The organism is Nocardioides hungaricus, from assembly GCF_054782915.1.
This window is the reverse complement of the sequence record NZ_BAAGRO010000016.1, coordinates 149,335-174,695: the sequence shown is the minus strand read 5'-3', so window position 1 is coordinate 174,695 and position 25,361 is coordinate 149,335. Positions and strand designations below refer to the sequence as shown.

General features: G+C 71.5%; 20 protein-coding genes. 14 read left to right on the top strand and 6 right to left on the bottom strand.

Annotated elements, in window-relative coordinates:
• Positions 1 to 57 precede the first annotated feature (57 nt).
• The 8 genes from ACYVKX_RS05855 (at position 58) to ACYVKX_RS05820 (ending at position 10,887) form a co-directional block, all read left to right on the top strand.
• Positions 58 to 2,562, top strand: a complete 2,505-nt coding sequence (locus tag ACYVKX_RS05855) for a GcvT family protein (protein ID WP_460829789.1) — start codon at positions 58 to 60, stop codon at positions 2,560 to 2,562.
• Positions 2,562 to 3,302, top strand: coding sequence for an electron transfer flavoprotein subunit beta/FixA family protein (locus tag ACYVKX_RS05850; protein ID WP_460829787.1), 741 nt, complete (start codon positions 2,562 to 2,564; stop codon positions 3,300 to 3,302). Before ACYVKX_RS05855 ends, ACYVKX_RS05850 begins: the two co-directional genes overlap by 1 nt.
• A complete protein-coding gene (locus ACYVKX_RS05845; RefSeq protein ID WP_460829785.1) occupies positions 3,299 to 4,279 on the top strand; it encodes an electron transfer flavoprotein subunit alpha/FixB family protein in 981 nt (326 codons plus the stop codon). Before ACYVKX_RS05850 ends, ACYVKX_RS05845 begins: the two co-directional genes overlap by 4 nt.
• Before the next feature lie 51 nt (positions 4,280 to 4,330).
• Entirely contained in the window at positions 4,331 to 5,539 is a 1,209-nt protein-coding gene (locus tag ACYVKX_RS05840) for a M15 family metallopeptidase (protein WP_460829783.1), read from the top strand.
• Positions 5,540 to 5,549: 10 nt separating this feature from the next.
• Positions 5,550 to 6,512, top strand: coding sequence for an NADPH:quinone oxidoreductase family protein (locus ACYVKX_RS05835; protein ID WP_460829781.1), 963 nt, complete (start codon positions 5,550 to 5,552; stop codon positions 6,510 to 6,512).
• Positions 6,513 to 6,631: 119 nt separating this feature from the next.
• Positions 6,632 to 7,909 (top strand): ATP-binding protein, encoded by a 1,278-nt coding sequence (locus tag ACYVKX_RS05830; protein ID WP_460829778.1) that lies wholly within the window; start codon positions 6,632 to 6,634, stop codon positions 7,907 to 7,909.
• Positions 7,910 to 8,008: 99 nt separating this feature from the next.
• Complete coding sequence (locus ACYVKX_RS05825) at positions 8,009 to 8,854, top strand: IS5 family transposase (protein WP_460830101.1); 846 nt, start codon at positions 8,009 to 8,011, stop codon at positions 8,852 to 8,854.
• Between the two features lie 83 nt (positions 8,855 to 8,937).
• Entirely contained in the window at positions 8,938 to 10,887 is a 1,950-nt protein-coding gene (locus tag ACYVKX_RS05820; protein ID WP_460829776.1) for a M13 family metallopeptidase, read from the top strand.
• Between the two features lie 3 nt (positions 10,888 to 10,890).
• Here the strand turns inward: ACYVKX_RS05820 and ACYVKX_RS05815 are convergent, their stop codons facing one another.
• Both ACYVKX_RS05815 and ACYVKX_RS05810 read right to left on the bottom strand, forming a co-directional pair.
• Positions 10,891 to 11,355 (bottom strand): hypothetical protein, encoded by a 465-nt coding sequence (locus ACYVKX_RS05815; RefSeq protein WP_460829774.1) that lies wholly within the window; start codon positions 11,353 to 11,355, stop codon positions 10,891 to 10,893.
• 78 nt (positions 11,356 to 11,433) lie between these two features.
• Positions 11,434 to 11,964 carry a hypothetical protein gene (locus ACYVKX_RS05810; RefSeq protein WP_460829772.1) on the bottom strand — a complete coding sequence of 177 codons (531 nt, stop codon included), beginning with the start codon at positions 11,962 to 11,964 and terminating at the stop codon, positions 11,434 to 11,436.
• A 120-nt stretch (positions 11,965 to 12,084) separates the two neighbouring features.
• On the opposite strand from ACYVKX_RS05810, the gene ACYVKX_RS05805 reads away from it, so the two are divergent.
• Positions 12,085 to 14,178 carry a RecQ family ATP-dependent DNA helicase gene (locus tag ACYVKX_RS05805; RefSeq protein ID WP_460829769.1) on the top strand — a complete coding sequence of 698 codons (2,094 nt, stop codon included), beginning with the start codon at positions 12,085 to 12,087 and terminating at the stop codon, positions 14,176 to 14,178.
• A 67-nt stretch (positions 14,179 to 14,245) separates the two neighbouring features.
• Here ACYVKX_RS05805 and ACYVKX_RS05800 read toward each other — a convergent pair whose 3' ends face one another.
• From ACYVKX_RS05800 to ACYVKX_RS05785, 4 genes are all read right to left on the bottom strand, one after another.
• Positions 14,246 to 15,703 (bottom strand): DHA2 family efflux MFS transporter permease subunit, encoded by a 1,458-nt coding sequence (locus ACYVKX_RS05800; RefSeq protein ID WP_460829767.1) that lies wholly within the window; start codon positions 15,701 to 15,703, stop codon positions 14,246 to 14,248.
• Positions 15,704 to 15,771: 68 nt separating this feature from the next.
• Entirely contained in the window at positions 15,772 to 16,401 is a 630-nt protein-coding gene (locus ACYVKX_RS05795) for a class I SAM-dependent methyltransferase (RefSeq protein WP_460829765.1), read from the bottom strand.
• A gap of 15 nt (positions 16,402 to 16,416) precedes the next feature.
• Entirely contained in the window at positions 16,417 to 16,905 is a 489-nt protein-coding gene (locus ACYVKX_RS05790; protein ID WP_460829764.1) for a glutathione peroxidase, read from the bottom strand.
• Positions 16,906 to 16,925: 20 nt separating this feature from the next.
• Positions 16,926 to 17,384, bottom strand: coding sequence for a hemerythrin domain-containing protein (locus ACYVKX_RS05785; protein ID WP_460829762.1), 459 nt, complete (start codon positions 17,382 to 17,384; stop codon positions 16,926 to 16,928).
• A gap of 55 nt (positions 17,385 to 17,439) precedes the next feature.
• On the opposite strand from ACYVKX_RS05785, the gene ACYVKX_RS05780 reads away from it, so the two are divergent.
• The 5 genes from ACYVKX_RS05780 to ACYVKX_RS05760 are packed head-to-tail and all read left to right on the top strand — an operon-like array spanning position 17,440 to position 25,355.
• Positions 17,440 to 21,120 (top strand): nitrate reductase subunit alpha, encoded by a 3,681-nt coding sequence (locus ACYVKX_RS05780; protein ID WP_460829760.1) that lies wholly within the window; start codon positions 17,440 to 17,442, stop codon positions 21,118 to 21,120.
• Positions 21,120 to 22,790, top strand: a complete 1,671-nt coding sequence (narH, locus tag ACYVKX_RS05775) for a nitrate reductase subunit beta (RefSeq protein ID WP_460829759.1) — start codon at positions 21,120 to 21,122, stop codon at positions 22,788 to 22,790. Before ACYVKX_RS05780 ends, narH begins: the two co-directional genes overlap by 1 nt.
• The gene (narJ, locus tag ACYVKX_RS05770; RefSeq protein ID WP_460829757.1) at positions 22,787 to 23,401 is read left to right on the top strand and encodes a nitrate reductase molybdenum cofactor assembly chaperone; all 615 of its coding nucleotides are present in this window, start codon (positions 22,787 to 22,789) and stop codon (positions 23,399 to 23,401) included. Before narH ends, narJ begins: the two co-directional genes overlap by 4 nt.
• Positions 23,398 to 24,165, top strand: coding sequence for a respiratory nitrate reductase subunit gamma (gene narI, locus ACYVKX_RS05765; RefSeq protein ID WP_460829755.1), 768 nt, complete (start codon positions 23,398 to 23,400; stop codon positions 24,163 to 24,165). The genes narJ and narI overlap by 4 nt, the downstream gene beginning before the upstream one ends.
• Complete coding sequence (locus ACYVKX_RS05760) at positions 24,162 to 25,355, top strand: MFS transporter (RefSeq protein WP_460829753.1); 1,194 nt, start codon at positions 24,162 to 24,164, stop codon at positions 25,353 to 25,355. The genes narI and ACYVKX_RS05760 overlap by 4 nt, the downstream gene beginning before the upstream one ends.
• Positions 25,356 to 25,361: the final 6 nt, after the last annotated feature.

The window sequence follows — 25,361 nt, the reverse complement described above, 5'->3', positions numbered from 1 at the left end:
TATGACGCATCGCGTTGCGTATTGCGCAACTACTGATGAGAGAGAACCGGAGAGCACATGGCCACCGTCCCCGCCTCGGCCAAGGTCGTCGTCATCGGCGCCGGCATCGTCGGCAACAGCCTGGTCCACCACCTCGCGCGGCTCGGCTGGCGCGACATCGTGCAGCTCGACAAGGGGCCGCTGCCCAACCCGGGCGGCTCGACCGGGCATGCGTCGAACTTCATCTTCCCCGTCGACCACTCCCGGGAGATCACGGACCTGACGCTCGACTCGATGCGGCAGTACCAGGAGATGGGCGTCTTCACCGAGTCCGGCGGCTTCGAGATCGCGCGTACGCCGGAGCGGATGGAGGAGTTGCGCCGGCGCATGTCGAGCGCGAAGGCGTGGGGGATCGAGGCGCACCTGGTCGAGCCGTCCTTCGTGAAGGAGAAGGTGCCCTTCATCGAGGAGGACCAGTTCATCGGGGCCTTCTGGACGCCGAGCGTGGGGGTGGTCGACTCGCTGCGGGCCGGCACCCTCATGCGCGAGAGCGCGCTCGAGGCCGGGGCGCTGACCGTCGTACCGAACGTGGAGGTGACCGGCCTCGACGTGGAGGGTGGTCGGATCAGGCGGGTGCGCACCGACGCCGGCGACATCGAGGCGGAGCACGTCGTGATCGCGTGCGGCGTGTGGAGCCCGAAGATCGGCGACCTGGCGGGGATCTCGATCCCGCTGACGCCGGCCGTGCACCAGATGATCAGCGTCGGGCCGTGCCCGCAGCTGGCCGAGCGGGAGGGCGAGATCTCCTTCCCGATCGTCCGCGACATGGACACCTTCTGCTACGAGCGCCAGCACGGCGCCGACATGGAGGTCGGCTCCTACGCGCACCGCGCGATCCTGCACGAGCCGGAGGACATCCCCTCGATCGAGCAGGCCAAGCTGTCGCCGACCGAGATGCCGTTCACGCACCGTGACTTCGACCCGCAGCTCGAGCAGGCCTACGAGCTGATGCCGGAGCTGCTCGGCGCCGAGGGCGCGGAGATGCGCTACGCGATCAACGGCCTGCTCTCGCTGACCTGCGACGGCTGGCCGATCCTCGGCGAGAGCGAGGTCCGCGGCCTCTGGACCGCGGCGGCGGTCTGGATCAAGGAGGGCCCGGGCGTCGGGCGCGCGGTCGCGGAGTGGATGGTCAACGGGCACTCCGAGATCGACGTCAGCCACAGCGACATCGCGCGCTTCCACCCCCACCAGAAGCGCCGCGAGCACACCCGGCTGCGCACCACCGAGTCGTTCATCAAGACCTACGGGATCGTCCACCCGGCCGAGCAGTACGAGTCCGACCGCGGCCGGCGGCTCTCGCCGATGCACGAGTCGCAGCAGCAGCTCGGCGCGGTGTTCTTCGAGACGGGCGGCTGGGAGCGGCCGCACTGGTACGAGTCGAACGCCGGCCTCCTGGAGGAGTACGGCGACGCGGTGATGCCGCGCGAGCACGAGTGGGACGCGCGCTGGTGGAGCCCGATCGTCAACGCCGAGCACCTGCGGATGCGCGCGGCCGCGGGCGTGATCGACCTGTCGGCGTTCGAGATCTTCGACATCGCCGGCCCGGGCGCGCTCGAGGCCGTGCAGACCGTCTGCGTCGCGCAGTGCGACGTCGCGGTCGGCAAGGTCGTCTACACGCCGGTGCTCGACCCGGCCGGCGGCTTCAAGTCCGACCTCACCGTGATGCGGCTCGGCGACGACCACTTCCGCGTCGTGACCGGCGCCGCGCACGGACCGGCGGACCGCCAGTGGTTCAGCCGGTTCGTCCCGGACGGCACCACCCTCACCAACCGCACCGACGACGTGGTGACCATCGGCCTGTGGGGCCCGCGGGCGCGCGACATCCTCGCCGGGCTGACGTCGGACGACGTGAGCGACGGCGGCTTCGGGTTCCTCACCTGCCGGGAGGTGCAGGTGAAGGGCACGCCCGTGCTCGCGTCGCGGATCTCCTACGTCGGCGAGCTCGGCTGGGAGCTGTACGTCGCGGCCGACGACGCCGCCACGCTCTGGGACACGCTGCTCGAGGCGGGCGCCGCGCACGGCGCCGTGCCGGTCGGCATCGGCGTCTACGGCACGACCGGCCGGATCGAGAAGGGCTACCGCGCGTTCGGCTACGAGCTCGACGCGGAGCGGTCCATCGTCGAGGCCGGCATGCAGCGGCCGAAGGTCAAGGCGGCGGACTTCGTCGGCAAGGCGGCGTACCTCGCGCAGCGCGAGGCTCCTCCCGAGGCCGTGCTGTGCACGCTGGTCGTCGAGGACCACACGTCGGCGTCCGGCGTGAGGCGCTACATGCTCGGCGGCGAGCCGATCCTGCGGCGCGACGGCTCGGCGCTCGTCGACGGGCACGGGCGTCACCCCTACGTCACGACCGCCGGGTCGGCGCCGTCGCTCGGCAGGCACCTGCTGCTGGCCTACCTGCCGCCCGCGGAGGCGCGGATCGGCAACGAGCTGGCGGTGTCCTACATGGAGGAGCTCTACCCGGTGACCGTCGGCTCGGTCGACGCGACGCCGCTGCTCGACCCCGCGAACGAGCGCATCCGCTGATGTCCGTCCTGGTCTGCGTGAAGCGGGTCGTCGACTCCTCCAGCGAGGTGGTGCTGACCGACGACGAGCAGGCCGTCGACGGGCGGTACGCCGGCTTCACGATGAGCGCGCACGAGGAGTGCGCCGTCGAGCTGGCCGTGCAGATCGGCTCTGCTCACGTGATGACCCTCGGCGATGCGGACGCGGTCGAGCAGCTGCGCGCCGCGCTGGCGGTCGGCTGCGAGGCCGCGACCCACGTGGTGGCCGACCCGCAGACGTTCGGGCCGGCCGACGTGGCGCGCGAGATCGCCGCCGTCGTGCGCGAGCAGGGGCACGACCTCGTGCTCCTCGGCAACGACGCCGCCGACAGCGGCGACTTCCAGGTCGGCATCCGGCTCGCCTACGAGCTCGGCTGGCCGGTCGTGAACGGGGTGTCCACCGTCTCGGTCGACGGCGGCGTGGTCGAGGCCAGCGGCGCCGGCCCCGACGGACACGAGACCTACCGGGTGCCGCTGCCCGCCGTCGTCACCGTGCTCGAGGGCGGGGTCGCCCCCCGCTACCCGACCGTGCCCGGCCGGATGAAGGCCAAGAAGGTCCCGATCGACGAGCGCCGGCCCACCGCCGAGCCCGCCGGGCCGGGCCGGGTGAGGCTGCTGCTCCCCCCGCCCGCGCCGTCCTCGGTGCAGGTCCTAGGCAAGGGCCCGGAGGCCGCGCCCGCCGTCGTCGACCTGTTCGAGCGGCTGGGGGTGCTGTCGCGATGATCCTGGTGCTGGTGGAGACCTCGCTCGCCGGCGAGGCGATCGAGGTGTCCCGCGAGGCGGTCACCTTCGCCCGGACGCTGTCGGCTGCGGGCGGCGGCGTGCCGGTCGACGCGGTCGTCGTCGGGTCGCCCGCGCCGGACCTGGTGACGCTGCTGGGCGAGTACGGCGTGCGCCGCGTGCACGCGCTCACCGGCCCGGCCTTCGGGGCGTTCTCGGGCGCGGCGTGGGCGTCCGGGATCCTGTCGGTGCGGGAGAAGGCAGGCTCGGTCGTGGTGACGGCGGCCGGCACCCCGCGCGGCAACGAGGTGCTGGCCCACGTGGCCGCGCGCGCCGGCGTACCCATGGCCGCCAACGTGCTGTCCTTCGGCGGCCTCTCGCCGTTCGTCGTCACCCGCCAGGTGGTGGGCGGGGCGGCGCTGGAGGAGATGCGGCTGGCCGAGCGGCCCGCCGTCTTCAGCGTCGCCGGGCACGCGGTCGAGGCCTCCGCCGCGGACACGCCCGGGGTCGGCGAGCTCGTCGTCGAGACGCCGGAGGTCGCCGACGCGGACCTGGTCGCGCGGGTGGTCTCCACCGAGGAGCCCGAGCCCGACCTGTCCGGCTCGCTGAAGTCGGCGAAGGTCGTCGTCGGCGCCGGGCGCGGGGCCGGCTCGGCGGATGGCTTCAAGGACCTGCTGGAGCTGACGGAGCTGCTGGAGGCGTCGCTCGGCGTCTCGCGCGTCGTGACCTCGCTCGGCTGGCGGCCGCACCACGAGCAGGTCGGCCAGACGGGCTCGCGGATCGCGCCCGACCTCTACATCCCGTGCGGCATCAGCGGCGCCATCCAGCACTGGGCCGGCTGCTCGTCGGCCAAGAGCATCCTCGCGATCAACACCGACGCCGAGGCGCCGATGGTCACCCGGGCGACGTACGCCGTCATCGGCGACCTGCACGAGGTGGTCCCGGCGATCAACGCGGAGATCCGGCGGCGCCGGGGGTAGCGGCCGGCCGCTCTGGGTAGACGTACGCTGAACACCTGGGGAGGGGGATCCATGCGACTGGGGCGCGCGCTCGCTACGACGCTGCTGGCGGCCACGCTGCTGACCGCGTGCGACGGGAGCACCCGGGCGGGCGCACCGGATCCCGCGCCGTCCGACACCAGCCCCGCCTCCAGCGGGCAGACCGCCGCGCCGACGCTCGACCCGGAGCACGCGGTCGACCCGCCCGGGCGGCGTACCGGGATGATCGCGCCGGCCGACATCGTGGCCAACGGCTCGGAGACGATCCCGCAGGAGAAGGTCGACCAGATCCGCGCCCTCGAGGGCGTCGTCGGCGTCGAGCAGATCTCGCTGGCGTCGGTGCCGATCGAGAACCGGGCGCTCAACGTCGCCGCCGTGGACCCGAACACCTACCGCAACTGGGTGACCAAGGCGGCGAGCGCGCAGACCGCCGAGGTCTGGGACCGGGTGGCCGGCGGAGAGGTCGCGGTGCGGCCCGCGCTGCGGAAGCGGCTGCCGACCGACGCCGAGAACTTCCTCACCCTCGGCAGCGCCCAGGACGCGCCGAAGGTGCACGTCGGCGCCTACGCCCAGCAGTCCTGGCTGGTCGACGCGGTCGTCAACGAGACCTGGATCCCGACGCTCGACATGACCGAGGGCAACGCGCTGCTGATCCGCACCGGAGGCACGGCGCCGGACACGCTGCGCAAGCCGATCGCGCGGATCCTCCGCGGCACCCGGGCGGTGCCGCAGATGACCGACGTGGTCGCGCGGGAGGGCCTCGACATCGACGCCGTGCAGACCGCGGTCGTCGTCGGCACCGTCGCCGACGCGGTCGGCGTCTACCGGTACACCGTGCTCGGGGGCGGCCGGATCGCGCCGACCGCGGCCTGGGAGGCCTCGCACATCACGACCGAGCCGGTGCCGATCCTCGGCAACGTCACCTGCAACCGGCTGATCCTCCCGCAGCTGCGCGCGGCGCTCGAGGACGTGCGCGCCCAGGGGCTGGCCGACGAGATCAACCCGGGCGAGTACGCCGGCTGCTACTACCCGCGCTTCATCGCCGGGACGACCACCCTCTCCAACCACGCGTTCGGCCTCGCCCTCGACCTCAACGTGCCCGGCAACCAGCGCGGCACCGTCGGCGAGATGGACCGCTCGGTCGTCCAGATCTTCAAGCGCTGGGGCTTCGCCTGGGGCGGCGACTGGGCCTACACGGACCCGATGCACTTCGAGATGAACCGGTTGGTCGCGCCTCGCTAGGGTCGCCACCATGCGCGCAGCCCAGGTCGTCACCACCACCGGTCCCGCCGACGTCGTGATCAACGACGTCCCCGAGCCCGCGCCCGGCGCCGACGACGTCCTCGTCGAGGTGCACCGCGTCGGCGTCTCGTTCCCCGACCTGCTGCTGACCAAGGGCGAGTACCAGCTCAGGCCGGAGCCGCCGTTCACGCTCGGCGTCGACTTCGCGGGTGTTGTCGTCTCCGGGCCCGGCTTCGAGCCCGGCCAACGGGTCGCGGGCGTCGGGGCGTACGGCGGTGCCGCCGAGCTGGTCGCGAACCCGGCGACGTCCACCTTCGCGCTGCCCGACCACGTGTCCTTCGACGAGGGCGCGGCGCTGCCGATGAACTACCTGACCGCGCAGTTCGCGCTCGCCGAGCGCGGGGGGCTGCGATCCGGCGAGACCGTGCTCGTGCACGGCGCGGCGGGCGGTGTCGGCACCGCGTCGATCCAGGTCGCGAGGGGGTACGGCGCACGCACGATCGCCGTCGTGTCGACTCCGGAGAAGGCCGACGTCGCGAGTGCTGCCGGCGCGGACGAGGCGGTGCTGCTCGACGGGTTCCGGGACGCGGTCGCCTCGCTCACGGAGGGGCGCGGGGTCGACGTGGTCGTCGACGTCGTCGGCGGGGACGCCTTCACCGACTCGCTGCGCGTCCTGGCGCCGCAGGGCCGGCTGCTGGTGGTCGGCTTCGCCGCCGGCCAGGGCATCCCCGAGGTCAAGGTCAACCGGCTGCTGCTCAACAACGTCGACGTCCGCGGCGTCGGCTGGGGCGCCTACGCGATGGTGCGGCCGGGCTACATGCAGCAGCAGTGGGCCGAGATCCTCCCGATGCTCGAGTCGGGCGTCGTGCGGCCAGCGATCGGGGCGACGTACGCCTTCGAGGAGTTCGGCCGGGCACTGATCGACATGGAGGCGCGCAGGACGCTCGGCAAGTCGGTCGTCCGGGTGCGCTGACGGCCCGCGTCACCTTCGGGACGGCCCTGCCGGCCAGCCGAGCAACCCCTCGATTTTTGTAACTGCGACTGCTCGGATATTGGTAGTTAAAGCCCCTCGAAATATGGTAGTTTGCTTGGATGCCCGCACCGTTGACCGGCATGGTCGCCCGCCGGGTCACCGCGCTCCTGGCGGCCCTGAGTGCCGAGGAGCCTGTGATCGCGCTGCACGGCCCTCGAGCGGTCGGCAAGTCGACGATCCTGCGCACCTTCGCCGAAGCCCGCGGAGTTCCGGTGGTCGACCTCGACGATCCGGCCGTGCGCGAGGCGGTCCTGGCCAACCCGGCCGCGACCATCGGCCAGCACACCCCGCTGTGCCTGGACGAGTACCAGCACGCGCCCGACCTCCTCGACGCGCTCAAGGCGCGCCTGAACCGTGAGGGCTCCCGGCCCGGAACCGCAGTGCTGACTGGCTCCACCCGCCAGGATGCACTTCCCCGAACTGCGCAGACGCTGACTGGGCGGCTGCACTCGATGAAGATCTGGCCACTGTCCCAAGGAGAGATGGCCGGGGTGGTCGAAGACCTACTCCCGGCGCTTCGTGCGGACCCCGAGGCCGCGGTACTCTCCCACCCCTCCTCATCCACGACCCGCAGCGACTACATCGACCGGGCCTGCGCGGGCGGCTTCCCCCTGGCGGTCAACCGATCGCCGGCCGCACGGAACCGGTGGTTCGACGACTACGTGACCCAGTCCGTCGAACGCGATGCCCTGGAACTGGTGCGCATCCGGCAACGACAGGTGCTGCGCGAGTTGCTGAACCGCCTGGCCGGTCGGACCGGTCAGATCCTGAATCTGAGCGATGCCGTGAACGGCCTCGGCGTGGAGCGCAAGACCGCAGAGGAGTACACCAAGCTGCTCGAGGACCTGTTCCTGATAGCGCGGCTCCCGGCATGGGGCAAGACGCTGCGAGCGCGCGCAGCGTCCAGCCCGAAGCTGCATGTGGTCGACTCCGGGCTCGCGGCGCGATTGTTGCGGCTGACCCCGGCAAAGCTGGCCAGCCTGGATCCGACCGCGCTCACCGAGTTCGGCAATCTGCTGGAGACCTTCGTGGTCGGCGAGCTGCGCAAGCAGGTCGCGTGGCTCGGGGAGCAGGTCACCGTGGGGCACTGGCGCACCCACGACGGCGACGAGGCAGACTTCGTCGTCGAGTTCGACGACGGGACCGTGCTGGCCTTCGAGGTCAAGGCCGCAGAACGCGTTGCAGGCAAGGACTTCTCCGGGCTTCGCAAGCTTCGCGAGGCGCTCGGGAGCCGCTTCATCGCCGGGGTGGCCCTGTCCACCGGCCCGCGGTCGTTCAACTACGAGGACCGGCTCTACGTCATGCCCATCGACCGGCTGTGGACTCCGGTCGGCTGATCGCACGAGCCCGACGTCGCCGTTCACGACTGAGAACGTGTTTAAGAAGGGTCGGCGTGCCTGCGGGGTAGCCGGGTGCGGGGCGCTCAGGATGAGCGCATGCGGTCTACTTCCCCGGCCCGCTACCCATCCGATCTGACCGATGATCAGTGGGCCCTGATCGAACCGATGGTGCAGGTCAAACCCGGCGGCCGTCCCGCCGACCATCCACGCCGCCGGATCGTCGATGCGATCTTGTATCTGGACCGGGCCGGCTGCTCGTGGCGGCAGCTCCCACACGACTTCCCGCCCTGGCGTAGCGTCTACGGCTACTTCCGGCAATGGGCTGAAGACGGGACCACCGACCGGATCCACGACGCGCTACGCGACCAGGTTCGTGACGCCGACGGCCGTGACCCGATGGCCTCGGCAGGGATCGTGGACTCCCAGTCCGTCAAGGGCGCCGACACCGTCGGGCGTGACTCTCGTGGCTATGACGCGGGCAAGAAGATCAACGGCCGTAAGCGGCATGTCGTGACCGACACCCTCGGCCTGTTGATCGTCGTGGTGGTCACCAGCGCCGCGCTCCAGGACCGCGACGGTGGCCGGCTCGTGCTGGAACGGGCGAAGATGAAGATGCCCTCGATCGTGCTCATCTGGGCCGATGGCGGCTACGCCGGCAAACTCCTCGCCTTTGCCCACCACCACTTCCGGATCCTCGTTCAGATCGTCAAACGAACCGACAAGCGGCCCACGTTCGAGGTCCTGCCCAGGCGATGGGTCATCGAGCGGACCAACTCCTGGCTGATGCAGACCAGACGCCTGGCACGCGACTACGAACGACTTCCCCAGCACTCCGAGGCCATGGTCAAGTGGACCATGATCGGACTCATGACCCGGCGACTCGCTCCAGGCCCGGGCAGACGACCGTGGCAACCCAAACCGACCCCACGCCCCACTTCTTAAACACGTTCTGAGACCCGAAGGCAGCCGTTCGCCCTGCGCGAAGCGCCGTGTCCGAGACCGGGGGCGGCGGCTAGGGTCGCAGGGTGACCACGCTCGACGATGCCCGACCGGGCATGAACCCCGACATCCGCCCCCAGGACGACCTCTTCGGCCACGTCAACGGCCGCTGGCTCGACGAGACGGAGATCCCGTCCGACCGGTCCAGCTGGGGCCCCTTCGTGCAGCTCGCCGAGGCGGCGGAGGAGCACGTCCACGCGATCATCGAGGACCTCGCCGCGCGGGTCGCCGCCGGCGAGGACGTCGACGAGGAGGCCCACAAGATCGGCGACCTGTTCGCCTCGTTCATGGACGAGGAGGCCGTCAACGCGAGGGGCACCGCGCCGATCCGGCCGCTGGTGAACGCGGTCGAGGGGCTGCGCGACGTACGCGACCTGGCGGCGTTCCTCGGCGAGTTCGAGCGGATCGGCGGGCACGGCCTGTTCGGGTCCTACGTCGACACCGACAGCAAGGACTCCGACCGCTACCTCTTCAACCTCCTCCAGGGCGGCCTCGGGCTGCCCGACGAGTCCTACTACCGCGACGAGAAGTTCGCCGAGGTCCGCGACAAGTACGTCGCCTACCTGACCCGCCTCTTCACGCTGGCCGGCCACGAGGACGCCGAGGTCGCGGCCGCGACCGTGCTCGCGATCGACACGAGGATCGCGGCCGGCCACTGGGAGCGCGCGGAGACCCGCGACGTCCAGAAGACCTACAACCTGATGACCAGGGCCGAGCTGGTCGAGCTCTGCCCGGCCTTCGACTGGGACGCCTACGTCACCAACCTCGGCGGCAGCGACGCCACGCTCGCCGAGGTGTGCGTCCGGCAGCCGTCGTTCTTCAGCCACCTCTCCGGCGTGCTGGACGAGGTCCCGGTCGAGGAGTGGAGGCACTGGCTGCTCGCGCACGTGCTGCGCGCGGCGGCGGCCTACCTCACCGACGACTTCGTCGAGACCAACTTCGACTTCTACGGCCGCACCCTCAACGGCACCCCCGAGCTGCGCGCCCGGTGGAAGCGCGGCGTCGCGCTCGTCGAGGGCGCGATGGGCGAGGCGGTCGGCAGGGAGTACGTCGCCCGGCACTTCCCGCCGCGCTCGAAGGCGATGATGGACGAGCTGGTCGCCAACCTGCTGGCCGCCTACCGCGTCTCGATCGAGGCCCTGGACTGGATGACCGAGGAGACCAAGCAGCGGGCCTACGAGAAGCTCGACACGTTCCGCCCGAAGATCGGCTACCCCGAGAAGTTCCGCGACTACTCCGCGCTCCGGGTCACCCGCGACGACCTGCTCGGCAACGTGGCCGCGGCGTCGGCGTTCGAGACCGACCGCCAGCTCGCCAAGATCGGCTCCCCGGTCGACCGCGACGAATGGTTCATGCTGCCGCAGACCGTCAACGCCTACTACAACCCGGGCACCAACGAGATCTGCTTCCCGGCGGGCATCCTGCAGAAGCCGTTCTTCTCCCCGGAGGCGGCCGGGGCCGAGAACTACGGCGGCATCGGCGCGGTCATCGGCCACGAGATCGGCCACGGCTTCGACGACCAGGGCGCGCAGTACGACGGCGCCGGCAACCTGCACGACTGGTGGACGCCGGACGACAAGGCCGCCTTCGAGGTGAAGTCGAAGGCGCTCATCGAGCAGTACGACGCCTTCGAGCCGCGCAACCTCCCCGGCGAGCGGGTCAACGGCGCGCTCACCGTCGGCGAGAACCTCGGCGACCTCGGCGGCCTCACGATCGGCCACACGGCGTACCAGATCGCGCGCGACGGCGGGGCCAGCGTGGCGGAGCGCCGGCAACTCTTCCTGAACTGGGCCTACTGCTGGCGGACCAAGACCCGCAAGGAGCAGGAGCTCCAGTACCTCACCGTCGACCCGCACAGCCCCGCCGAGTTCCGCGCGAACATCGTGCGCAACCTCGACGAGTTCCACGAGGTCTTCGAGACCGTCGAGGGCGACGGCCTCTGGCTCGACCCGGCGGAGCGCGTCCGCATCTGGTAGCGGTCAGATCGCGAGTTCGGCGCCGGTCCAGTTCTCGTCGTCGGTGACCTCGCGGACGACGTCCAGCCACGACGGTGCGGCGGCGACCGGCTGGTCGCCGCCGTCGATCTCGGCGAGCAGTGTCCCGTCGGGCAGCTCGTCCACGGCGACGTGCACGCCGTCGGCGTGGACGTGGTGTCGCTTCTTGCGCAGCTCGCGCGCCGGGAGCTCCGTCAGCACGGCCCACTCGACTTCGTCGAGATAGACCGAGGTGCACGCGATCCGCTGGGGTCCGTCGGTCAGCCGCACCTTGTGGCCGAGCTTGCGGACGACGGTGCCGTCCGGCTCGACGACCTCTCGCAGCCGCAGGCGGGTGCCGACGACGTAGCGGTCCACGATCTCGGTCGTGCGCTCGACCTCTGCGGGCAGCGACGCCACGAGGAAGCGGCGCTCGGACTCGACGACGGCGTACTTCATCGGGTGCGGCATCTGCCAAGTATCGCGGTGCGGGTCGTGTGCCTGAGGACGCGCGCTGGCGCGTCCTCAGGCACACGACCCACGCGGCGCTCAGCTGAACCGCTGGTAGGTGACGGTCGGGAAGTACAGCGACGACGCGCCGCCACCGCCGTCGGAGACCCGCAGGGTCAGGGTGTGGTTGCCCTTGTTGATCTTCGTGCAGAACGACACGGACGCCTGGTCGAGGACGTTGTTGTACGTGAAGTACTTGGTGCCCTCGCCGGTGCCGACGCCGTCCTTGTAGAACTGCACCGAGGTGAGCTCGCCGGCGCCGCCGCTGGACGCCATCGCGGTCAGCGTGACGAGGACGGTGTCGGTGCCCTTCCTCGGGCCCTTGACCTGCCAGGCCGAGCCCTCGACGTCGACGGTCGCCCCGGCGGCGACGCTCTGGAAGTCCATGCTGCGGGAGAACAGCGCGGTGGCCGCGCCGCCCGAGCAGGTCTGCACGAGCGCCTTCTGGGCCGGGCGGGCCGGCAGCTTCGTGCCGCCGTCCGCCTGGGCGGAGCTGCCGGTGATCGCGGCGCCGCCGACGAGGACGAGGGCCGAGGCGGCGGCGAGGGCGAGGGGAGTGGTCTTGTTCATGATCGGTTCCTCCTGACGGCGGCCCCGAGTTGAGCCGCACTGGTCGTTGAGGAGCCGGTCGTCCACAGGGGGATACCCACCCGTTCGGGTCATGTGGCCGGCGGCTGGTAGACAGGCCGCATGACCAGAGGCCCTGTCACTCGTGAGGGGGCAGAGGCCCATCTCCGCGCGCTCGTCGGCCCTCGGGACGGTCAGGGCGACGCCGTACTCCGCCCGGACCAGTGGTCGGCGATCGAGGCCCTGGCGGTCGAACGCCGCCGTGCGCTGGTCGTGCAGCGCACCGGCTGGGGCAAGTCCGCGGTCTACTTCGTCGCGACGCTGCTGCTCCGCGAGCAGGGCGCCGGCCCGACCGTGATCGTCTCGCCGCTGTTGGCGCTGATGCGCAACCAGATCGCCGCGGCCGAACGGGCGGGCATCCGCGCGGTGACCATCAATTCCACCAACACCGAGGACTGGGAGCCGATCCAGGAGGCGATCCGCGGCGGTGAGGTCGACGTGCTGCTGGTCAGCCCCGAGCGGCTCAACAACCCGGGCTTCCGCGACGAGGTGCTGCCCCGGCTGGCCGCGACCTGCGGGCTGCTCGTCGTCGACGAGGCGCACTGCATCTCCGACTGGGGCCACGACTTCCGGCCCGACTACCGCCGGATCCGCACGCTCCTCGACGGGCTGCCCGACGGCATCCCCGTCCTCGCCACCACCGCGACCGCCAACGCCCGGGTGACCGACGACGTGGCCGAGCAGCTGGGCGACGGGGTGCTGGTGCTCCGCGGCTCGCTCGACCGCGAGTCGCTCCGGCTCGGAGTCGTCCGGCTGAGGACCGCCGAGCAGCGGCTGGCCTGGCTGGCCGACCACCTCGCCGAGCAGCCCGGCTCCGGCATCGTCTACTGCCTCACCGTGGCCGCCACCCAGGAGATCGCCGACTACCTGCGCTCGCGCGGCCACGAGGTGGCGGCGTACTCCGGCCAGACCGAGACCACCGAGCGGCAGGCCCTCGAGCAGGACCTCCTCAGCGGGCGGATCAAGGCGCTGGTGGCCACCAGTGCGCTCGGGATGGGCTTCGACGCGACGCTCGGGTTCGTGGTCAACATGGGCGCGCCACCGTCCCCGGTCGCCTACTACCAGCAGGTCGGCCGCGCCGGCCGCGGCACCGACGAGGCCGCGGTGGTCCTGCTGCCCGCGGTCGAGGACCGCGACATCTGGGCCTACTTCGCCTCGCTCGCGTTCCCGCGCGAGGAGCAGGTGCGCCGCACCCTCGACGTGCTCGCCGACGAGGGCCGGCCGCTCTCGACCGCGACGCTCGAGACGTACGTCGACCTCAACCGCACCCGCCTCGAGACCATGCTCAAGGTGCTCGACGTCGACGGCGCCGTCCGCCGGGTCCGCGGCGGCTGGGAGGCGACCGGGCGGCCGTGGGTCTACGACGAGGAGCGCTACCGCCGCGTCGCCGAGGCCCGCGAGCGCGAGCAGCGGGCGATGCTCGACTACCTCGCGACCGACCGATGCCGGATGCGCTATCTGCGCGAGCAGCTCGACGACCCGGAGGCGGCCGACTGCGGGCGCTGCGACAACTGCGGCGGGCTCGCCCTCTCGACCGACGTCTCGGCCGCGGCCGTCGAGGAGGCCGAGGCCCGGCTGGCGCGCCCCGGCGTGCCCGTCGAGCCGCGGAGGATGTGGCCGACCGCGCTCGCCAACCTCGGTATCGACCTCAGGGGCAGGATCGCCGGGGCCGCCGAGGAGGGGAGGGCCGTCGCCCGGCTCACCGACCTCGGCCACGGCAACGCGCTGCGCGAGCTCTTCTCCCCGAGTACGCCGGACGGCCAGGTGCCCGTGGCCCTCGTGAAGGCGGTGATCGAGGTGCTCGGCGACTGGCGGCCGCCGGCCGACGGCCTCGTGGTCGTGGAGTCGGCCGGCCGCCCGACGCTGGTCGAGGACCTCGCCGCCGGGCTGTCCCGCCACCTCCGGGTGCCGATCCTCGGCCGCTGGGCAATCGTCGACCGCGACGTGCTCCCCGGCCAGGGCGCCGCCAACTCCGCACAGCGGGTCGCGGCCGTCGGGCGCCGCTTCGGCCTTCGGGCCGAGGGGCTGGAGGGGAGCCGGGTGCTGCTCGTCGACGACCTCGTCGTCACCGGCTGGACCCTCACGATGGCCGCCCGCGCGATCCGGTCGGCGGGTGCCGCGGAGGTCCGCCCCCTGGTGCTCGGGACCACCGCCTAGACACGCCCTGCTCACCGGACGGATCTCGGGTCTCGGCTGTTAGCAGCCGAAACCGGGGGGCCGAATCTCAGTGCCCGGCGAGCATCGCCGGGTCGACCGGGTGCTCGACCTTCCGGCGCGGCAGGAAGAACGCCGGGACCAGCACGAGCGCGACCAGGACTGCGGCGACGAGGAAGACGCCGCCGTACACCTCGGCCCAGCCCGACGGCGTGGGCGCCGACTCCTTGAGGCCGTTGGTGAGCAGCACGGTGAAGACCGCGGTGCCGATGGAGGCGGCGACCTGCTGGACGATGTTCATCAGCGTCGAGCCGCGGGCGATCGTGTGCGTGCGCAGGGTCGCCAGCGCGGCCGACATGATCGGCATCATCGTGCCGCCCATGCCGAGGCCCATCACGAACAGCGAGGCCAACAGGAAGGCGTACGGCGTCGTGTCGGTCAGCGTCGAGAACATCGCCATGCCGACGGTGATCACGGCGATGCCGGTGAGCACGATCTTGCCGGGTCCGATCCGGTCGGCGAGCACGCCGGCGATCGGCATCGTGAGCATCGCGCCGAAGCCCTGTGGGGCGAGCAGCAGGCCGGCGTGCAGCGCGTCCTCGCCGCGCACCTGTTGGAAGTAGAGCGGGAACAGCAGGGCGGCGCCGAAGAACGCGACCGCGAACAGCGACATCGCCACGATCGCGATCGTCATGTTGCGGTTCTCGAAGAGCCGCAGGTCGACGAGTGGGTGGACGTTGCGGCGGTTCAGCGCCCACGGCACGAACGCGACGATCAGCACGGCGCCGATCACGGCCGGGACCAGCACCTTGGTGGCGAAGAACGTGCCCGTCTCGGGGATGGTCGAGATGCCGTAGAGGAACAGCGCGAGGCCGGGTGAGAGCAGCACCATGCCGAGCCAGTCGAAGGTCTCGGACGGCTCGACGTGGTCCCTCGGCAGTACGACGGCGGCGTACGCGATCGCGACGACGCCGATCGGGACGTTGATGAGGAAGATCCAGTGCCAGCTCGCCGCGTCGATCAGCCAGCCGCCGAGGATCGGGCCGAAGATCGGGCCGAGCAGCATCGGGATGCCCATGATCGCCATCACCCGGCCGACCCGCTCCGGGCCGGCGGCGCGGGTCAGGATGGTCATCCCGAGCGGCATCAGCATGCCGCCGCCGAGGCCCTGGACCACGCGGAAGCCGACCAGCATCGGCAGGCTCGTGGCCAGCGCGCAGAGCGCGGAGCCGGCGGCGAACAGCACGACCGCCAGGAGGTAGAGGCGCTTGGTGCCGAACCGGTCCGCGGCCCAGCCGGTCAGCGGGATCACCGCCGCGAGCGCCAGCGTGTAGCCGGTCATCGTCCACGCGACCTGCGCGGCGGTGGCGTCGAACTCCCGCTGGAAGGTCTGCAGCGCGACCGACACGACGGTGATGTCGAGGATCGACATGATCGCGCCGAGCACGACCACGCCGGCGGTGATGATCACGCCGCGGTCGAGCTGGTCCGGCTCGTGGCCGATGGGGGCCTGGGTCTCGGTACTCACCCGTGGAGGCTAGACAAGGCCACCGACAACCTCATCCGACTTTCGGCCATGTCTCGGCGTGGGGTGGGTCACCCCGCCGGGACGCGGCGCGCGATGCTGACGCAGAACGACGCGTCGGCGTGCCAGGGGCGCAGGTCCCAGGTGGCGAAGCGCTGCTCCAGGGTGAGACCGGCGCCGGGGAGCGCGGCGTCGAGGTCGTCGGCGGTGAAGCCCTGGTGGGTCCGGCAGCCGACGACGAGGAAGCCGTCCGAGCGCAGGTGGGCCGCCACCCGCTCGATCACCGTGGCGCGGGCGTCGACGGTCACGAAGTCCATGACGTTCCCGGCGATGAGTGCGCCGTCGAAGGGCTCGGGCTCGCCCATCGCGGCCAGGTCGAGGGTCGCCAGGTCGGCGACCAGCCAGGTCACCTCCGGGTGGTCGGCGCGCGCCGCGGCGATCAGCGCGGGGTCGATGTCCACGCCCACGACGCGGTGGCCCCGCCCGGCGAGATCGCCGCCGTGGCGGCCGGGGCCGCAGCCCGCGTCGAGCAGCCGGGCGGCGCGCGGCGCGAGGACGTCGACGAGGCGCGACTCGCCCTGCACGTCCTCGCCGCCGGCCGCCAGGCCGCGCATCCGGTCGATGTACCAGGTCGAGTGCGCGGGGTCGCTCAGGCCGGGCCAGGTGGAGTGGGCCTCCGCGTCGGAGGTCTGCCGGGTCACGACGGCTCGCCCGGGCTACCCGAGGGCCGACTCGACGGCGGCGACGAGGCGCTCGTCCTCCGGCTCCACGCGCGGGGAGAACCGGTGGAGCACGCTTCCGGAGCCGTCGACGAGGAACTTCTCGAAGTTCCAGGTGACGTCGCCGGCCTCGCCCTGCTCGTTCGGGGCGGCCACGAGCGAGCGGTAGATCTCGTGGCGGTCCGCGCCGTTGACCTCGATCTTCTCGGTCATCGGGAAGGTCACGCCGTACGTCGCCGAGCAGAACTCCGCGATCTCCGCAGCTGTGCCGGGCTCCTGGCCGTGGAACTGGTTGCAGGGCAGCCCGACCACGGTGAAGCCGCGGGCGGCGTACCGCTCCTGGAGCTCCTCCAGCCCGGTGTACTGCGGGGTCAGGCCACACTTGGAGGCGACGTTGACCAGCAGCGCCGGCTGGCCGCCGGTGATCTCGCCGAGGGTGGCGGGGGTGCCGTCGAGGCGGGCGATCGGGGCGTCGAGGATGCTCATGCTCCCGAGCGTAGTGGCAGTCACGACGCCACCGGGTGGCCCGGTGCGTGGGCACGAGCCACGGTGCTCCAGCCCTCGGCGCCGAGGGTGACGACGGCGACCGGGAAGATCCCGAGGTTCTCCTTGTCGATGTGGACGGTCAGCTCGGCGAAGAGCGTCTCGAGGTCGGCGCGCAGCGTCGCCGACGAGCGGTCGAGCTCGCTGACCAGCTCGTCGAAGGAGGCGTGCTCCTCCTCGAGCTCGCGCACGGCGTCGGCGAAGTCGCCCTGCTCCTTCAGTGCGGTGAAGATCCCGGCCTCTTCCCGACGGACGTGCCGGACCAGCAGGTCGGCGAGCACCGACATCCGCGCCCAGGCGGCGTCGAGGTCGCCGGCGTCGAGCAGCCGGCGTACCTCTCCGGCGTGGTCGAGCAGCTCGAGGTGCTCGTCCATCAGCTCCGCGATCGGAGGGATCTCACGACATCCGCAGTGCTCGCACATGTGCTCCACGATGGGGGCCGAAAGGGGGTGTCCAGCAGGGTCGAAGGTCCTTTACATGCCCGGACCGTCTCCCTACGTTGGCGGGGTGTCCAACGGAACTCGGATCGGTGTGGATGGGCCGGGGAGCGAAGCGCTGCTGCGGGCCGGGCGCTTCTTCACGCGGTGGGAGGAGACCGGCGACGGTCGCGCGGTGTTCCGCGAGGGCGGCCGGGCCGGCGACGTGTTCTACCGGGACCGGTGGAGCCACGACAAGGTCGTGCGCTCGACGCACGGCGTGAACTGCACCGGCTCCTGCTCGTGGAAGGTCTACGTCAAGGACGGGATCATCACCTGGGAGAGCCAGGAGACCGACTACCCGTCGGTCGGGCCGGACCGGCCGGAGTACGAGCCCCGCGGCTGCCCGCGCGGCGCGGCGTTCTCCTGGTACACCTACTCGCCCACCCGGGTCCGCTACCCCTACGCCCGCGGCGTGCTCGTCGAGATGTTCCGCGAGGCGCGCGAGCGGCTCGGCGACCCGGTCCTCGCCTGGGCCGAGATCGTCGGCGACCCCGAGAAGCGCCGGCGCTACCAGCGGGCCCGCGGCAAGGGCGGCCTGGTCCGGGTGAGCTGGCGCGACGCCGTCGACATGGTCGCCGCCGCGCACATCCACACGATCAGGACCCACGGCCCCGACCGCTGCACCGGCTTCTCGCCGATCCCCGCGATGTCGATGGTCAGCCACTGCGTCGGCACCCGCTTCATCCAGCTCATCGGCGGGGTGATGACCTCGTTCTACGACTGGTACGCCGACCTGCCCGTCGCCAGCCCGCAGGTGTTCGGCGACCAGACCGACGTCCCCGAGTCCGGCGACTGGTGGGACGCGACGTACCTGATGATGTGGGGCTCCAACGTCCCCGTCACCCGCACGCCCGACGCGCACTGGATGGCCGAGGTCCGCTACCGCGGCACCAAGGTGGTCACGGTCAGCCCGGACTACGCCGACAACACCAAGTTCGCCGACGAGTGGATGCCCGCGCAGGCCGGCACCGACGCTGCGCTCGCGATGGGCATGGGGCATGTGCTGCTCAAGGAGTTCTTCGTCGACCGGCGCACGCCGTTCTTCGTCGACTACGTGCGGCAGTACACCGACCTGCCGTTCCTGGTCCGGCTCGAGGAGCACGAGCAGGGCCTGGTGCCGGGCAGGTTCCTCACCGCCGCGGATCTTGCTCCAGACGGGGCGAGCACCGCCGACGAGGACCGCTGGAAGACCGTGCTCATCGACGGAGTCACCGGTGAACCGGTGACTCCGAACGGCTCGATGGGCTTCCGGTACGCCGAGAGCGGCATCGGCAGGTGGAACCTCGACCTCGAGGGGGTCAGCCCCAGCCTCACCGCGGCGGGCGGGGACAGCGAGGCCGTCGAGGTGCTGCTGCCGGCGTTCGTCGACGCCGACGGCACCGGCTCGGTGCTCCGGCGCGGCGTCCCGACCCGGGTCGTCGGCGGCCACCGGGTCACCACGGTCTTCGACCTGATGCTCGCGCAGTACGGCGTCGCGCGCGACGGCCTCCCCGGCGAGTGGCCCACGGGCTACGACGACGCGGCCACGCCGTACACCCCGGCCTGGCAGGCCGAGCGCACCAGTGTGCCGGCCGAGCAGTGCATCCGGATCGCGCGGGAGTTCGCGCGCAACGCCGAGGAGTCCGGCGGTCGCTCGATGATCATCATGGGCGCGGGCATCTGCCAGTGGTTCCACGGCGACGCGACCTACCGGGCGATCCTGTCGCTGCTGATCCTCACCGGCTCGATGGGCCGCAACGGCGGCGGCTGGGCGCACTACGTCGGGCAGGAGAAGTGCCGCCCGATCACCGGCTGGATCTCGCTCGCCAACGCCCTCGACTGGAGCCGGCCGCCGCGCACCATGACCGGCACGTCGTTCTGGTACATGCACACCGGCCAGTGGCGCACCGACGGCTACTCCGCCGACTCGCTGAGCTCCCCGCTCGCCAAGGGCCACCTCGCCGGCATGCACACCGCCGACACCATCGCGCAGTCGGCGAAGCGGGGCTGGATGCCGTTCTACCCGCAGTTCGACAAGAACCCGCTCGACGTCGCCGACGAGGCGGCGGCGACCGACGACCCGGCGGCGTACGTCGCCGGCGCGCTCGACCGGGGCGACCTGAGGCCCGCCATCGCCGACATCGACGCGCCGGAGTCGTGGCCGCGCACGCTGGTGCTGTGGCGGTCGAACCTCTTCGGGTCCTCGGCCAAGGGCAACGAGTACTTCCTCAAGAACCTGCTCGGCACGCACTCCAACGTGCTCGGCGAGGAGAACCCCGAGGCGCCGCGGCCGAGCGAGGTCGCCTGGCACGACGACCCGCCGGAGGGGAAGCTCGACCTGCTGGTCTCCGCCGACTTCCGGATGACCTCGACCACGCTGCTCTCCGACGTCGTGCTGCCCGCGGCGACCTGGTACGAGAAGCACGACCTGTCCTCGACCGACATGCACCCGTTCGTGCACGCCTTCAGCCCGGCGATCGACCCGCCGTGGGAGGCGCGCACCGACTTCGAGGCGTTCCACGCGATCGCCCAGCGGCTCTCGGAGCTGGCGAAGGACCACCTCGGCACCCGCCGGGACCTGGTCAGCGTCCCGCTGCAGCACGACACCCCGGGCGAGACGCCGCGCGACCCCTACGACACGAGGCCGGTCTTCCAGGTGGTCGAGCGCGACTACACCGCGATCGCCGACAGGCTCGCGTCCGTCGGGCCGCTCGCCGACACCCTCGGCTTCACCGTCAAGAACGTCGCCTACCGGCTCGAGGAGCAGGTCGAGGCGCTGGCGAGGAGCAACGGCGTGATGTCCCACGGCGCCGGCGCCGGCCGGCCCGCGATCGACACCGACAAGAAGATGGCCGAGGCGATCCTGCGCTTCTCGGGTACGACGAACGGCGCGCTCGCCGTCCAGGGCTTCAAGACGCTCGAGGAGCGGGTGGGCAGGCCGCTGCACGACCTCGCGGAGGGCTCGGAGGAGAAGCGGATCAGCTTCGCCGACACCCAGGCGGCTCCGGTACCGGTGATCACCTCGCCCGAGTGGTCGGGGTCGGAGACCGGCGGGCGGCGGTACGCGCCGTTCACGGTCAACATCGAGCGGCTCAAGCCGTTCCACACGTTGACCGGCCGGATGCACTTCTACCTCGACCACGACTGGATGACCGACGTGGGCGAGGCGCTGCCGACGTACCGGCCGCCGCTGGACATGCAGCGGCTCTTCGGCGAGCCGGCGCTCGGGCCGGACGGCGAGCTCCAGATCACGGTGCGCTACCTGACGCCGCACTCGAAGTGGTCGATCCACTCGGAGTACCAGGACAACCTGTTCATGCTCTCGCTCTCCCGAGGCGGGCCGACGGTGTGGATGAGCCCGCAGGACGCCGGCGCCATCGACGTCCACGACAACGACTGGGTCGAGGCCACCAACGCCAACGGCGTACTCGTGGCGCGCGCGATCGTCAGCCACCGGATGCCGCGGGGCGTGGTGTTCGTGCACCACGCGCAGGAGCGCACCATCGACGTGCCCAAGTCCGAGGCGACCGGCCGCCGCGGCGGCATCCACAACTCCGTCACCCGGCTGCTGGTGAAGCCGACGCACCTGATCGGCGGCTACGCCCAGCTCTCCTACACGTTCAACTACCTCGGCCCCACCGGCAACCAGCGCGACATGGTCTCCACGATCCGCAAGCGGTCCCAGGAGGTGACCTACTGATGCGCGTGATGGCCCAGATGGGCATGGTGATGAACCTGGACAAGTGCATCGGCTGCCAGACCTGCTCGGTGACCTGCAAGCAGGCGTGGACCAACCGGGCCGGCACCGAGTACGTCTGGTTCAACAACGTCGAGACCCGGCCCGGCCAGGGCTACCCGCGCCGGCACGAGGACCAGGAGCGGTGGAAGGGCGGCTGGGAGCTCAACCGGCGCGGCCGGCTCCGGCTCAAGACCGGCGGCCGGCTCAGGCGGCTGCTCTCGATCTTCGCCAGCCCGGTGCAGCCCGAGCTCGACGACTACTACGAGCCGTGGACCTACGACTACAAGACGCTGGTCGAGGCGCCGCTCGGCGACGACTTCCCGGTCGCCCGGCCCAAGTCGCTGATCACCGGCGAGGACACCCAGGTCACCTGGTCGGCCAACTGGGACGACAACCTGGCCGGCGCCCCCGAGTTGGGGCACCTCGACCCGATCGTGCAGCGGATCCGCAGGGAGTCCGAGGACAAGATCAGGTTCGAGTTCGAGCAGACCTTCATGTTCTACCTGCCCCGGATCTGCGAGCACTGCCTCAACCCGTCCTGCATGGCCTCCTGCCCGTCCGGCGCGATCTACAAGCGCTCCGAGGACGGCATCGTGCTCGTCGACCAGGATCGCTGCCGCGGCTGGCGCCAGTGCATCACCGGCTGCCCGTACAAGAAGATCTACTTCAACCACAAGTCGGGCAAGGCCGAGAAGTGCACGTTCTGCTACCCGCGGATCGAGGTCGGCATCCCCACGGTGTGCGCCGAGACCTGCGTGGGTCGGCTGCGCTACCTCGGCCTCTTCCTGTACGACGCCGACGCGGTCACCGCGGCCGCGTCGGTGCCCGACGAGAGGGACCTCTACGAGGCGCAGCTGGACCTGCTCCTCGACCCGGCGGACCCGCAGGTGGTCGCGGCCGCGCGCGAGCAGGGCATCCCGGAGGACTGGCTGGACGCGGCCCGCCGTTCGCCCGTCTACGCGCTCGCCAAGAAGTACCGCGTCGCGCTGCCGCTGCACCCGGAGTACCGCACGATGCCGATGGTCTGGTACGTCCCGCCGCTCTCGCCGGTGGTCGACCTGCTCTCCGAGCAGGGCCACGACGCCGAGGACCGCGACGTGCTCTTCGGTGCGATCGAGGCGCTGCGGATCCCGGTCGAGTACCTCGCCGAACTCTTCACCGCCGGCGACACCGACGTCGTGGACGGCGTGCTGCGCAAGCTCGCCGCGATGCGCGCCTACATGCGCGGGGTCAACCTCGGCCGCGAGCCCGACGCCTCGATCCCCGAGGCGGTCGGCATGACCGAGGAGTCGATGTACGAGATGTACCGGCTGATGGCGATCGCCAAGTACGACGAGCGCTACGTGATCCCCAAGGCGCACGTCGAGCAGGCCCACGACCTCGAGGAGCTCGGCTGCTCCCTGGACTTCGAGGACGGCCCGGGCATGTATGGCTCGGCGCCGTTCGGCGAGGCCAGCGGCCGGCCGGTACCGGTCGCGGTGGAGACCTTCCACGCGCTCAAGCAGCGGCAGACGACCGACGCGCCGGCCGGCGCCGAGGAGCTGCGCGGCCGGGTGAACCTGCTCAACTGGGACGGCAACGGCACCCCGCCCGGGCTCTTCCCCGCGAAGCGAGAGGAGCCGTCGTCGTGAGGGGTCTCGACAGGCTCGACCACCGGGTGACACGGCAGGCGGCGTCGTACCTGCTCTCCTACCCCGACCGGTCCCTGCTCGACCGGGTGCCGGTGCTGCGCGCCGCGCTCGCCGAGCACCGGGTGACCTCGCTCGACGCGTTCCTCGACCACCTGGAGCGCACGCCGCTGCGCGAGCTCGAGCGGCAGTACGTCGAGGTCTTCGACCTGTCCCGGCGGCACGCGCTCTACCTGTCCTACTGGACCGACGGCGACACCCGCCGCCGGGGCGAGGTGCTCGGGCTGTTCAAGGCGGCCTACCGCGAGAGCGGCTTCCTCGTCGACACCTCCGGTGAGCTGCCCGACTACCTGCCGATGGTGCTGGAGTTCGCCGCGATCGCCGACCCGAAGGCGGGCGAGGCGATGCTGCGGGAGTACCGCCCCAGCCTGGAGCTGCTGCGGATCGGGCTCGCCGAGGACGGCACGCCGTACGCCGGCGTGGTCGCCGCCGTCTGCGCGACCCTGCCCGGGGCGTCGCCGGCGGACCGGGCCGCCGTGCAGGCGATGGTGGGCAGCCCGCCGCCCGCCGAGACCGTCGGACTCGACCTGCTGCCGATCGGAGGCTACCGGTGAACGTGCTGCTGTGGGGCGTGCTGCCCTACCTGGTGATCGCGACGCTCGTGCTGGGCACGATCTGGCGCTACCGCTACGACAAGTTCGGCTGGACCACCCGGTCCTCGCAGCTCTACGAGTCGCGGCTGCTGCGGATCGGCTCGCCGCTGTTCCACTTCGGCATCCTGATGGTCTTCATCGGCCACGTCGGCGGGCTGCTGATCCCGCAGGACTGGACCGAGCGGGTCGGCATCTCGGAGGACATGTACCACTTCAACGCGCTGCTCTTCGGCGGCATCGCCGGTGTCTGCACGCTCGTGGGCATCGTGATCCTGGTGATCCGCCGGCGGCGTACCGGCCCGGTCTTCATGGCGACCACCCTCAACGACAAGGTCATGTACGTGCTGCTCGTCGGGGCGATCACGCTGGGTCTGTGGACCACGCTGATCAGCGTCGGCGCGGGCTCGCAGGCGCACAACTACCGCGAGACCGTCTCGCCGTGGTTCCGCTCGATCTTCCGGCTGCAGCCCGACGTCGAGGCGATGGCCGCGGCGCCGATCCAGTTCCACGTCCACGCGCTGGTCGGGATGCTGCTCTTCGCCGCGTGGCCGTTCACCCGGCTCGTGCACGCGTTCACCGCGCCGCTGCACTACCTGTTCCGCCCCTACATCGTCTACCGGAGCCGGGACGCGCGGACCCCCGCCCCGACCGGACGGCCGCGCGCGGGCTGGAGCCCGGTCGGCACCTCCGATCGTGCCTCCGACCGCGACCGGAGGCCGCGATGACCCCGATGGCCGGCCAGTCGAAGAACCTCGCCCTCGCCACGCTGGCCTTCGCGATCAGCTTCTGGGCCTGGAACATGATCGCCCCGCTCGGGGTGCGGTACGCCGAGAGCATGGGCCTCACCTCGGGCGAGAAGTCGCTGCTCGTGGCCACGCCGGTGCTCGTCGGCTCGCTCGGCCGGATCCTCGCCGGCGCGCTGACCGACCGCTTCGGCGGCCGGCTGATGTTCACCGTGCTGCTGCTCGCGACCGCGCCGTTCGTGCTGCTGGTCGCGGTCGCGGGCGACCGGGGCTCCTACGGGTTGATGCTGCTGTTCGGGTTCTTCCTCGGCATCGGCGGCACCACCTTCGCGGTCGGCATCCCGTTCGCCAATGCGTGGTTCGAGGCGGACCGGCGCGGCTTCGCGACCGGCGTCTTCGGCGCCGGCATGGGCGGCACCGCGCTGTCGGCGTTCTTCACGCCGCGGTTCGTGGACTGGTTCGGGTACGGCGTGACCCACCTGATCGTCGCCGTCGCGCTGGTCGTCGTCGCGGCCCTCGTCTGGACGGCGATGCGCGACTCGCCCGCGTGGGCGCCGAACACCGACCCGGTGGTCCCGAAGCTCATCGCCGCGCTGAAGCTGCCGGTGACCTGGCAGATGTCGTTCCTCTACGCGGTCGCCTTCGGCGGCTTCGTCGCGTTCTCGACCTACCTCCCGACCTACCTCAAGGACGTCTACGACTTCGACCTCACCCAGGCCGGCACGCGGACGGCGGGCTTCGCGATCGCCGCGGTCCTCGCCCGCCCGGTCGGCGGCACCCTGTCCGACCGGGTCGGCCCGCGGCTGGTCGCGTCGGTCTCGTTCGCGGGCGCCGCGGCGCTGGCGGTCGTCGTCGCGCTGCAGCCGCAGCCGGAGGTCCCGGCCGGCGTCGCGTTCGTCGTACTCGCCGCGTTCCTCGGCCTCGGCACCGGCGGCGTCTTCGCGTGGGTCGCGTCGCAGGCGCCCCAGGAGCGCGTCGGCAGCGTCAGCGGCCTGGTCGGCGCGGCCGGGGGCCTCGGCGGGTTCTTCCCGCCGTTGGTCATGGGCGCGACCTACGACGAGGCGGACCACAGCTACACGACCGGCCTGCTGCTGCTCTGCGTCACCGCCGTCTGCGCGCTGCTGTTCACGCTGTTCGGCATCCGGCGCAAGCCGCGGGTCGCGGCGGAGTAGCGAGCG